Origin of the sequence: Echinicola shivajiensis (assembly GCF_018642165.1) — a bacterium.
Classification (GTDB): domain Bacteria; phylum Bacteroidota; class Bacteroidia; order Cytophagales; family Cyclobacteriaceae; genus Echinicola; species Echinicola shivajiensis.
The window spans coordinates 119,768-129,793 of record NZ_JAHHZM010000014.1 but is presented as its reverse complement, the minus strand read 5'-3'; the positions used below and the strand labels follow the sequence as shown (position 1 = coordinate 129,793).

Annotated in this window: 8 protein-coding genes and 1 rRNA gene; 7 read left to right on the top strand and 2 right to left on the bottom strand. The window is 35.3% G+C overall.

Annotation, left to right across the window (positions count from 1 at the left end):
- The first annotated feature begins 2 nt into the window (after nucleotides 1-2).
- The 7 genes from rrf (at nucleotide 3) to KMW37_RS18130 (ending at nucleotide 7,383) form a co-directional block, all read left to right on the top strand.
- Nucleotides 3-108, top strand: a 5S ribosomal RNA gene (rrf, locus tag KMW37_RS18160).
- A 264-nt stretch (nucleotides 109-372) separates the two neighbouring features.
- Nucleotides 373-1,524 carry an MraY family glycosyltransferase gene (locus KMW37_RS18155; protein ID WP_215226075.1) on the top strand — a complete coding sequence of 384 codons (1,152 nt, stop codon included), beginning with the start codon at nucleotides 373-375 and terminating at the stop codon, nucleotides 1,522-1,524.
- A gap of 140 nt (nucleotides 1,525-1,664) precedes the next feature.
- Nucleotides 1,665-2,786, top strand: a complete 1,122-nt coding sequence (locus KMW37_RS18150) for an aminotransferase class I/II-fold pyridoxal phosphate-dependent enzyme (RefSeq protein WP_215226074.1) — start codon at nucleotides 1,665-1,667, stop codon at nucleotides 2,784-2,786.
- An 8-nt stretch (nucleotides 2,787-2,794) separates the two neighbouring features.
- Complete coding sequence (locus KMW37_RS18145; protein WP_215226073.1) at nucleotides 2,795-3,415, top strand: sugar transferase; 621 nt, start codon at nucleotides 2,795-2,797, stop codon at nucleotides 3,413-3,415.
- Nucleotides 3,416-3,758: 343 nt separating this feature from the next.
- Nucleotides 3,759-5,537, top strand: coding sequence for a polysaccharide biosynthesis protein (locus KMW37_RS18140; protein ID WP_317195587.1), 1,779 nt, complete (start codon nucleotides 3,759-3,761; stop codon nucleotides 5,535-5,537).
- A 113-nt stretch (nucleotides 5,538-5,650) separates the two neighbouring features.
- Complete coding sequence (locus KMW37_RS18135; protein ID WP_215226072.1) at nucleotides 5,651-6,796, top strand: DNA polymerase III subunit gamma/tau; 1,146 nt, start codon at nucleotides 5,651-5,653, stop codon at nucleotides 6,794-6,796.
- Between the two features lie 50 nt (nucleotides 6,797-6,846).
- A complete protein-coding gene (locus tag KMW37_RS18130) occupies nucleotides 6,847-7,383 on the top strand; it encodes a DNA polymerase III subunit gamma/tau (RefSeq protein WP_215226071.1) in 537 nt (178 codons plus the stop codon).
- Here KMW37_RS18130 and KMW37_RS18125 read toward each other — a convergent pair.
- Nucleotides 7,380-8,372 (bottom strand): DUF3078 domain-containing protein, encoded by a 993-nt coding sequence (locus KMW37_RS18125; RefSeq protein ID WP_215226070.1) that lies wholly within the window; start codon nucleotides 8,370-8,372, stop codon nucleotides 7,380-7,382. The two genes, KMW37_RS18130 and KMW37_RS18125, sit on opposite strands and share 4 nt — an antisense overlap.
- Before the next feature lie 54 nt (nucleotides 8,373-8,426).
- The gene (locus KMW37_RS18120) at nucleotides 8,427-10,004 is read right to left on the bottom strand and encodes a LysM peptidoglycan-binding domain-containing protein (RefSeq protein ID WP_215226069.1); all 1,578 of its coding nucleotides are present in this window, start codon (nucleotides 10,002-10,004) and stop codon (nucleotides 8,427-8,429) included.
- Between the last annotated feature and the right edge of the window lie 22 nt (nucleotides 10,005-10,026).

The following is a 10,026-nucleotide window of genomic DNA, read 5'->3' as shown; positions in this document are numbered from 1 at the left end:
TGGGCGGTACGGCGCAGGGGATCCACCTCTTCCCATCCCGAACAGAGAAGTTAAGCCCTGTCGCGCCGATGGTACTGGGGTTACACCCGGGAGAGTAGGTCGCCGCCCTCACCTATCAGGCCCCTTTCACAAAAAACGTGAAAGGGGCTTTTTGTTTTTAATAAAAAATAATTTAAAAGTATTTTTTATTAAAATATTATCTAATTATAAAAACATTAAGCTTTCTGCTTATTAGCTAACACTTTATGAAAAAATAGCTATCTTTGTGGCGGATTAAGTAGTTCGATTTCAACCTAATTAAAATTGGTGTTTGGTAAAACTTTATAGTTTAAACTTAAATAGCAGCCGTTTTTTAACAACTAATATTTTTATATGTTATTAGCATTTTCAGTATTGACATCTTTTTTTATTGGGGTGATTATTACACCTCTACTAATCTTCTTAATAAGAAAAGGTAATATTCTTGATAAACCAGGAGGAAGAAAAATCCATAAATATTCTGTGCCATCCATGGGTGGAATTGCAATGTTTGTGGCTCTTTTGAGTGGAGTATTGATTTGGTTAGATTACAATCAATTAATTGAAATAAGGTTTTTTCTATTGGGATTGGGAATTATGTTTATTCTTGGTTTGAGGGATGATCTTGTTGAATTAACAGCATATCAAAAGTTAATAGGGCAGCTCATAGCGATTATATCTGTTGTTGTATTGGGTGATGTTCGGATTTCAAATTTTTATGGATTTTTTGGAATTGAAGAATTGCCATTATGGTTTAGTTATGGATTAACTGTATTTACTATCGTTGGTCTTACCAACGCTTTCAATTTGATTGATGGTTTGGATGGATTAGCAAGTTCATTAAGTTTGATAACTTTTATGTTTTTGGGAGCTTGGTTTATTTATTCTGGAGAAGATACTTTTGGATTTATAGCATTAACCTTTGTTGGAGCAATTTTATCTTTTTTGGTATACAACTGGCATCCTGCAAAAATATTTATGGGTGATACAGGATCTCTTACATTAGGATTTACACTTTCTGTATTGTGTGTTAAGTTTATAGAAGTTAATGGAAGTTTAGGGGGAGATGCTTTTAAGTTCAGTGCACCGCTTACTACAGCAATTGTATTAATGATTATTCCATTTTATGATACATTAAGGGTCTTTATTAGAAGGGCAAGTAAGGGGAAATCCCCTATGGCAGCAGATAAAAGTCATGTGCATCACTTTTTATTACGAATGGGATTCAGGCATGATCAAGTTACTTTGATATTAGGAGCTGTTAAGATTGGTTTTATTGTTTTAGCTATTTTGCTCAATGGTCTTCCTGATATAATAATGTTTCCAATTTTTGCGGTGTTAGTGATTAGTGCCGGTATTGTTTTGGATAGAGTGACTTTAAGCCGTGTTAAGGGAATCGTTCGTGATTCGCCACGTGTACTTTCGCAAAGATCATATCATGGTTTACGTGGAAAGGTTAAGATTGATAAGGAAGTACTAGAAAAGGAAAATGTTAATTTGAATTAATATATTAAAGAGGATTTAATAATCCTCTTTTTTGTTTTTAGATTATTTTATTCATAAAACCAGTTTAATATTTTCTATTATATGTCTAAGTAAATTCTTAAATTTTACTTTATTTGTTTTTATACTCTTAGTAATATTTAATGGATTTGATTAAACTATCTGAACCTGAATTTGAAGTTGAAAATCTAGAAGGGTTTCAATATGCTTTATTAAATAAAGAGGTGGGGTATGTAGGGAGCTATATAGAAGAGTTTAGAGATTTGTTAGCGGGCTTGTTAGGTGTAAAATATCTAGGGCTTTTTAGTTCAGGTACATCTTCTATTCATTTGGCCCTTTTGACTGCAGGTGTAATGCCAGGTGATGAAGTTATTTGTCAATCGCTGACTTTCGCTGCATCTGCAAATCCTATCTCATTTTTGGGGGCTCGACCAGTATTTGTAGGAAGTGAATCTACTACTTGGAATATGAATCCTGAATTTCTTGAAGCTGCCATAATAGATAGGCAAAGTAAAGGAAAAAAAGTCAGCGCTATAATTCCCGTTCATTTGTATGGAATGCCAGCAAGGATAGATGAGATTTTATCTATTGGAAAAAAATATAATATTCCTGTTATTGAAGATGCGGCAGAGGCACTTGGAAGCTTTACTTCTGATGGAATGTGCGGTTCTTTTGGTGATTTCGGTATACTATCATTTAATGCAAATAAAATCATTACTACAGGAGGTGGTGGTGCAGTGATAGCCAAGAATAGTTTAGATTTGGAGAACGCTTATTTTTATGCTTTACAGGCAAAAGATCCAGCTCCGCATTATGAACATAGTCGGCTTGGCTATAATTATGCTTTTAGTAATTTAAATGCTGTTTTAGGAGTTCAGCAGTTCCGAAATTTAGAGTATAAAATTAATAAACGTAGAAAAGCGTTTTATCATTATTTTGATAGACTTGGTCCTTTGGAATATGTTAGTTTTCAAAAAGGGATTGAAGGGGATTTTAGTAATAGATGGTTAACAAGTATACTATTTCCCGATAGCAAGACAGTTCAAGAATTGAAAAAATATTTGGAAAAGAAGAATATAGAAACTAGGCCAATTTGGAAGCCTATGCATATTCAACCATTATATAAAAATTGTGCTTATTATGGGGATGATTATGAAGTTGCTCTTTTTGAGAAAGGTATGTGTCTTCCTTCTGGCAGTGGATTGACTGATGAACAATTGGAGAGAACATCAAATGCGATTTTAGATTTTTGTAGTAAGGGATAATTGGAATAATGTATATTAACTTTTTTAAATCAATAATTGATAGGATGATTGGGATATTAGGCTTGGTAATTCTAAGTCCTGTTTTAATTATATTGATAATTATACTTTCTATTCACCATAAAGGAAGTCCGTTTTTTTTTCAAAACCGGGTTGGGAAACAAAACAACGTATTCAGGATAGTCAAATTTAGAACTATGAATAATATAAGGGGGAGAAATGGAGAATTGCTTCCTGATAACCTCAGGCTGACGAGGATAGGGAGATTTGTCCGGAATTACTCATTAGATGAATTACCCCAATTTTATAATCTATTGACAGGAGATATGAGTTTGGTAGGGCCAAGACCCCTATTAGTTGAGTATCTGCAATATTATAATAATGAACAAGCTAAGCGCCATTTGGTAAAACCGGGGATAACTGGTTTGGCTCAAGTTAATGGTAGAAATGGCCTAAGCTGGGAGCGGAAATTTTATTATGATGTCCTCTATGTGAACCAACAATCATTAAAGTTGGATCTCTTAATTTTAATGAAATCTTGTCTAGAATTTTTTAATCCAAAAGGGATATATGGAGATAACGGAGAAGTAACGCCATTTAGGGGAGATTTAACGAAAAAGGAAGGAAATTGAGACTCTTTTAAGGTGATTTGTGTATGGTTCTTCGCGCTTGGTTTGGTAAAAAATCTAATTTATTTCTTTGTATTGGATGTATTTTGTGACAAATATGCTAGTTATTTCATTTTAAATGTAGTTTGAATAAATAAAAATGTTTTACACATTGTTTTTTTGGCTTGATTAAACTAAATTCAGTTATTCTTTTAGAAATAATTGTTGGTTTTGATCAGGAAATATGACATTTTTAGATAAAGATTTTGAGATGATAAAATGGATCACCCGGTTTGTTGACTCTTTCATTTTGTTTCAATCAGTAATTTTAGCATTTTTTATAAGGCTAAATTTTGATTTAAACCTGATGGATTCTTTCCCTGTTGTTGAAGATGGAGTATTGTTTGCAGGTTCAGGGTTGCTAGCTATGTTGGTGTGTGAAAATTGTATTTGGAAAATTGCTAAGACCAATTTTAGTAATGTTTTGTCCGTAATCAGAATTGTAGTTGGAGCTCTTTTTATCTCGTTTCTTATAGGCCTTTGGATAGAAAGTAATTTTGAAGCGGTTAATTTTCAACCTCTATCCGTTTTGGTGATAGCCTCTTTGATTTCATTTTCATGCTTAGTTTTATACAGGAGCCTAATTAAGGAAGTTTATTCATACTATATAACCAATAAGTTACCAGTTAAGAACATTTTGATTTTTGGTGCCGGTGAAGCAGGTAGGTTATCAAAGATAGTGCTTGGTAAGGATGGGGACTATAAACAAAAAATTCACGCATTTTTGGATGACGACCCAGATAAAGCAGGAAGCTCTATTGATAATATCCCAATTTATTTTGGCTTAGATGAGTTAAAGGAACTTGTCGTTAAGTATAAAATCACTGATCTGTTAATCTCGGTCATGAGTATTTCTCCAAGAAGGAAAAGGGAAATCATTGATGAGTGTTTTAAATATGGAATCAGAGTAAGCATTGTGCCTTCTATAGATGAATGGGTCAAAGGTGGTTTTAATGTTGGCAAAATCAGAAAAATAAAGATCGAAGACCTTTTGTCTAGACCTGAGATTTCCCTTGATAATCCACAGGTATATTGTCAGATAAATAATAAGGTTGTTTTGGTTACAGGAGCTGCGGGGTCAATAGGGAGTGAGTTGTGTCGGCAGATTGTCATTCATACCCCTAAGCTTTTGATCCTATTAGATCAATCTGAATCGGCTTTATATGATCTTGAGCAAGAGTTTAAGTCTCAGAAATTGGAGGTGCCCATTAAACCTATATTAGCAGATATAAGGAACAAAAAAGTCATTTCAAGTATCTTTAAAACTTATAAACCTCAGATTGTTTATCATGCTGCAGCATACAAGCATGTTCCGATGATGGAAACATTTCCTGAAGAAGCTATTAGGAGCAATATATTAGCGACAAAAAACTTGGCTGATTTATCTATCATCAATAATGTTAAGCAATTTGTTTTTGTAAGCACAGATAAGGCTGTGAACCCAACAAATGTAATGGGGGCTTCAAAGCGCATTGCGGAATTGTATATACAGGCATTAAGTGACTATATGAAGGTAGAAGGAGGGCAGTATACTAGATTCGCTATTACTAGATTTGGTAATGTATTAGGATCAAATGGATCGGTGATACCTTTGTTCAAAAAACAAATAGAGCAAGGAGGGCCTGTTTTTGTTACGGATCCTAATATCACTAGGTATTTTATGACCATAGGTGAAGCCTGCCAGTTAATACTTGAGGCAGGAGCGATGTCAAAGGGTAGGGAGATATTTATTTTTGATATGGGTGAACCTGTGAAAATACTCGACCTTGCCAAAAAAATGATTCTATTAAGCGAGAAAAGAGTAGAAAAGGACATTAAGATAGTCTTTACAGGATTGAGAGAAGGGGAGAAAATGCATGAGGAATTGGTGTGTAATTCAGAGGAACTGAAAATTACTTACCATCCCAAAATTAGGGTAGTTCAAATGTCGCCAATTTCTTTTAATAGGATCAATTATCAAGTAGAGTATTTTGAAAAGTTATTAGTATTAAATTCTGAAACTGATATTGTTCGACATATTAAATCCATTGTGCCGGAATATGTAAGTAATACTTCCCGTTTTGCTGTGTTGGATAGGCTTAACTAAGGCTGAGCTTTTCATTAAATTGAAGTCTTTGATTTTTAATGTTTTGGTGAAATTGGTTTAGGATTTTATTTTTTTTGCAAGAGTAAATTAAAGGAATTTTATATCTTGCGGTGATGGAAAATTTTGTAGTCTCAGCCAGAAAATATAGACCTTCTAATTTTAAAAGTGTGGTAGGGCAGCAGCATATTACCACCACTTTAAAAAATGCCATTAAGAATAATCACCTTGCACAGGCATTTTTATTTTGTGGTCCTAGGGGAGTAGGTAAAACGACCTGTGCCCGTATTTTGGCTAAGACCATTAACTGCGAAAACTTAAGGGAGGATTTTGAGGCATGTAATGAATGCGACTCATGTAAGGCGTTCAATACCAATAGTTCTTTTAATGTACATGAACTGGATGCTGCTTCCAATAACTCCGTTGATGATATTAGGAATTTGGTAGATCAAGTGCGCTATGCCCCCCAAAAAGGATCATACAAAATCTATATCATTGATGAGGTTCATATGCTTTCTACCCAGGCATTTAATGCTTTTTTGAAAACATTGGAAGAACCTCCGAAATATGCCATTTTTATTTTGGCCACTACAGAGAAGCATAAAATTATCCCTACTATTCTTTCTAGATGTCAGATATTCGATTTTAATCGAATTCAGATTAAGGATATTGCTGAGCACTTGAAGTATATTTCTTCTGAAGAGGATATTGAATATGAAGATGAAGCTCTCCGGTTAATTGCTGCTAAAGCAGATGGAGCATTGAGAGATGCACTTTCAATTTATGATCTTATAGTAACTTATTCCGCGGGAAATAAATTAACCTATCAAGAAACTATCAATAACCTTCACATCTTGGATTATGATTACTATTTCAAGGTGACAGATGCTTTATTGGAAGAAAGTATATCTAATGTTCTCCTCACTTTTAATGAGATACTCAAAAAAGGATTTGATGGTCACAACTTTATTGTTGGTCTGAGCGAACATTTTCGCAACCTGATGGTTTGTAAGGATGCAGCTACAGTGGAGTTACTTCAGGTTTCTGAAAGTGCTCAAGAACGATATGTAGAGCAAGCTGCTAAGTCCAGTCTTTCATTTTTGTTGTCTGCACTTAATATTTGCAACCAGTGTGATATGCAGTACAAGGGCAGTAAAAACCAGCGTTTACATGTTGAGCTGGCGCTTATGAAATTGGCTAAATTACCCCAAGCCATTTCTTTAGCCGCATTAGCCCAAGAGGAGATAAAAAAAAAAGACTAGCTAAGCAGAAAAAGGCAACGGCTTCAAAAGGTACTTCTAGCCAGGCGGACTTGGTTTCTGATGCTGCCATTAAGAGAGAAGTCAAAAAGACCATGCCTATTCCTTCTAATATCACGGAAGTCAAAAGGCAAGTAAAAAATAGCATTCAAGAATCAAAGGAGAAAGAATCCAAGGCAAAGGATCAAGTCGAAGTTAAAAACGATGGAGAGCTGAGAAATACACCTTTTGATAAGGGGAAATTTGGTGCAATGCTAGAAGAGGTGATTTCAGACTTCAAGCAGAAACGAAAGTATCAAGATATTACACTTTTGAAACAGCCTTTTGAGGTAGAAGGAAATAAAGTAAACTTTTTCCTAAACGGTGAATTGCAAGAACATCTGTTTTCTAAGCTTAAACCCGAGTTAATGGGGATTGTAAAAAGAAAATTAGAAAATGATCTTGTAGAGATTCACTACGAAATTAGAGAAGAGGCGATGAAAGAAGAGGATAAATTGTATACCTCTACAGATAAACTGGCCTATCTTACTAAAAAATCCCCAGCACTGAAAGAACTGCAAAAACGTTTTGGATTGGAGACAGATTTCTAAAAGTCCAATCCTAATCCAAAATTTATCAAGTTTTGAAACTGAATGGCCTGTGACTTACTGCCATCATCCTGTTTAATAAATACATTTTCATCATAAATCAGCACGGTCTCAATGCGAGTACTTATGTATTTGTTCACCTTCATTCTAAGGGCTGAATTGAAATTGACGACTATGTTTCCAAACTTACCGTAACTAGAGAAAAGGTTGAGATCAGCTTTCCACTCTATGTTTTTCATCAATCTGGTGTCTATGGATGAACCCAATGAAGCTCCTGCTTCAGGTCTGATTTTTTCTCCAGGTAATATACCAAAAGCACCGGCTTGACTTAACGAGTCATTGGCCACAATGGTAAAACGTCCTGTAAATGGGGAAAGTATGGAGGATATTTTAAAACCATCCTGATCTTTTTGGAAGTTAAGACCTGTGGAAGATTGGATGTATGCAGGGCTTAGGAAATCGGAAATAAGATCCCTGTCTTCAACTTCAGAGTTGGCTGGCTTAAAATATTTGTAACCCTTTAACAACTGCGTTCGTGCTTCAAGCTGAGTGGAAAGATAAAAGCCTTTTGAAAGTTCTCTACCATACTTACTTACAAACTTAAAGTTATCGTTGGTTTTTCGGGTTTTAAATGCTCGCTCAGCCTGTCTGTTAAAGCCAAAGTTGACGGTTAATTTGGTGTCCCAAATACGCCCTCCTTTTTTATAATTGGCAAATAGGTTGACACCAGTATTTAAAGCAAAAGAACTTGCACCACCAGCCGCCCAGTTGGATAGGCTCACTTGTTGGATGCTAAGGTTATAGTTTCCGCCTCTTTTCCAGTAATTCTGTTTGACCTCCTCTTTTATTATCAAGGAATCACCTAGCATGATCAAGGTTTCACCATTGATTACAATGGTGTCGGGAACAATTTTATTGTCCTGACACCATGCCTGATTGAGTGAGCTTGAAAATGATATGATTATTGCAAAAATGGTAAGATACCGAATCATTCCTGAATGGAGTTTCAATTAATACGTAAAGATACGTTTCTTATTCAAATCTAATTAGTTCTTTTTGATGATTAACTTTTGACCTATTTTGATGATAGTTTGGTTTTGGATGTTATTCCAGGTTTGAATTTCTGAAACGGAAACACCATATTTTCTAGCAATAGCATATAGTGTTTCACCTTGGGAAACTGTATGTGTAATATTGCTGCTGACAGGACTAGGCTTTGGTTGTATATTTTGCTTTGGTGCTGGGCTTGTCTTTTGGTTTGGTGTAGAAGAATTCGCTTGTTGGGTAGCAGGATTTACAGACATGATTCTGATATCTTCATTTCTGCCTCTGTATTTTTGTAAATTTAAGACCATTCCAGCTCTTAGATCTTCATCTTTATAAATCCTGTTTTTGGCTTTAAGAGAATGGAGTCTTATCCCATATGCTTGGGATATACTCCACAGCGTTTCTCCCTTTTTAACAATATGGTGGGGTACATTGGCCTTTGCTTTTTTCTTTTTAGTATAATAGTATTGCCCTCGCTGTATTCGGTCATTTTTTGAGAGGTCATTTCTGCGACGAAATTTACCGTCTTTCATTCCGATTTTCTCAGCAAATGCTTCAGGAGTGCTATTTACAGCTGCTTGAATTCCCTTTATGCCATTCACCTTGATTTGACCGGTTTCAAATGGTTGAGCTTGCCTGCCACTTATCTTAGGATATCCCACAGCATTTTTGAATTCCTCAGTTGGTAAGCTGTAATTTTCTGGATTGATATTGCTAGAACTTGAAGAGGTCAAAACTGGAGTTAGTGGAGCAGATCCAGTAGCTAGGTAAATAAGTGAATAGCTTTTGCCTTCTGGGATTTTGTTTCCTGTGATCCATTTATTGTACTCTTTAAGTTCCGATTCAGAAATCCCAATATTCTTAGAAAGTGCTTTTACGGTTGTTGGTCCTTGAACGGAAACTTCTTTTAAGTATCGGTTGCTGGTAAACTTGCCAATACTGTTTTCAAATGCGATTTTATGGGCTAAATATTTTTTGAAATACCAATGGGTGCTTTTGGTGATTTTCATGGATGTATGCCCGTTGTATTTGCTCCCAAAGTAGTTTTTTGCACCTCCAAGACCCATTTGATAAGAAACCAAGGCACATACCCAATTGTCAAAATAGTTATTGTGTTTTTTAAGATAAGTCGCCGCACCTCTAGTAGAAGCTACTATATTTTTTCTTTCATCTATTTGATTATCCACCTGAAGGAATACCTCATGAGCGGTTCCTTTTTTAAATTGCCAAAACCCAACTGCATTTGAAGTGGATACTGCATCTGGAATAAGTCCACTTTCTTGAATGACCAAATATTTTAGATCATCAGGAGCTCCTTGTTCATATAGTACCTTTTCAATGATGGGCATATAAAGATTGACTCTTTCCAACTTCATATTGAAGAACCTTTCGCTTCTGCAAAGGGCATCTACATCCAATTGAATATCCCTCTGTGCCTGGTCATTGAGCTGTAAGGTCATTCCAGCAAACTGTATGGTACTTGGCACCCTTGGTGCTTGGGCGTAAAGCGTTGAGGAAAGTAATGTGAAAAAAAGGCCTAGCCCGAATATGACGTTTTGGCGATAAGTGAAATTCATGTTGGTGAAAGAATAATGAAAC

Excerpts from the sequence above, each read along its gene's own strand:
- KMW37_RS18155 (WP_215226075.1), top strand. The coding sequence starts at position 373 with ATGTTATTAGCATTTTCAGTATTGACATCTTTTTTTATTGGGGTGATT.
- KMW37_RS18150 (WP_215226074.1), top strand. The coding sequence starts at position 1,665 with ATGGATTTGATTAAACTATCTGAACCTGAATTTGAAGTTGAAAATCTA.
- KMW37_RS18145 (WP_215226073.1), top strand. The coding sequence starts at position 2,795 with ATGTATATTAACTTTTTTAAATCAATAATTGATAGGATGATTGGGATA.
- KMW37_RS18140 (WP_317195587.1), top strand. The coding sequence starts at position 3,759 with ATGGATTCTTTCCCTGTTGTTGAAGATGGAGTATTGTTTGCAGGTTCA.
- KMW37_RS18135 (WP_215226072.1), top strand. The coding sequence starts at position 5,651 with ATGGAAAATTTTGTAGTCTCAGCCAGAAAATATAGACCTTCTAATTTT.
- KMW37_RS18125 (WP_215226070.1), bottom strand. The coding sequence starts at position 8,372 with ATGATTCGGTATCTTACCATTTTTGCAATAATCATATCATTTTCAAGC.
- KMW37_RS18120 (WP_215226069.1), bottom strand. The coding sequence starts at position 10,004 with ATGAATTTCACTTATCGCCAAAACGTCATATTCGGGCTAGGCCTTTTT.